The following is a 916-nucleotide window of genomic DNA, read 5'->3' on the forward strand; positions in this document are numbered from 1 at the left end:
CCCGTCGCGCGCGTGCGCGGCGCTCGACCGGGCGGGGGTGGCGCCGCCGGGGCCGGGCCGTGAACCGCTCGCGCGTCCCAGGCCGCAGATGGAGTACCGGGGGTGTCGCGGGGGTCGCCCCGGCGCGGCGACCCGCCCGGTCCGTCCGCCCCGGAGGGCGCGGGCCCGGGATCCCGGGCCGTCCGGTCCGTCGTGCGCGCGGGCCTCTCCGGACCGGCCCGCCCGCCCCGGAAGGGAACGGACGTTCCCGTGATCGTGCGGGGCGCTTCCCCGGGCCCCGGATTTGGGCGCCCGCCCCGGAGGTGGTTGGCTTGCCGCCGACGAGCGAGAACGATTGCTGGAGGAACAGGTATGGCGCAGGTCGAGGCCACCACGGAGCGCATCATCGGGGCCGACGCGGAGACCGTGTTCGACACGCTCGCCGACTACACCGGCACCCGCTCCAAGCTGCTCCCCGAGCACTTCAGCGAGTACGAGGTCCGCGAGGGCGGCGACGGCGAGGGCACCCTGGTCCACTGGAAGCTCCAGGCCACCAGCAAGCGGGTACGGGACTGCCTGCTGGAGGTCACCGAGCCCACCGACGGCCAGCTCGTGGAGAAGGACCGCAACTCCTCCATGGTCACCACCTGGACCGTGACCCCCGCCGGCGAGGGCAAGTCCAAGGCCGTGGTCAGCACCGTCTGGAACGGCGCGGGCGGCATCGGCGGCTTCTTCGAGCGCACCTTCGCGCCCAAGGGCCTCGGCCGCATCTACGACACCGTCCTCGCGAACCTCGCGCAGGAAGTCGAGTCCTGAACAAGGCCGTTGCCGCGACGCCCCCGGAAGCGGCTCACCGGTTCGGGTGGTTTTCCGCGCCGCGGTGAGCCGCCAGGCGCCCGGCCCGCCGCCCCGGCCGGGACCCGGCGCGCGACCGGCG

1 protein-coding gene is annotated in these 916 nt (G+C 75.2%); it reads left to right on the forward strand.

What is annotated here, in order from left to right; translation table 11 throughout:
- The first annotated feature begins 351 nt into the window (after positions 1 to 351).
- Positions 352 to 795: an SRPBCC family protein gene (locus tag ACEPPI_RS40535; protein WP_373920244.1), complete on the forward strand. Its 444-nt coding sequence runs from the start codon at positions 352 to 354 to the stop codon at positions 793 to 795.
- The last annotated feature ends 121 nt before the right edge of the window (positions 796 to 916 follow it).

Origin of the sequence: Streptomyces sp. AB3(2024) (assembly GCF_041862025.1) — a bacterium.
Lineage (GTDB): Bacteria > Actinomycetota > Actinomycetes > Streptomycetales > Streptomycetaceae > Streptomyces.

Coding starts and splice junctions, on each gene's coding strand:
- ACEPPI_RS40535 (WP_373920244.1), top strand. CDS start 352: ATGGCGCAGGTCGAGGCCACCACGGAGCGCATCATCGGGGCCGACGCG.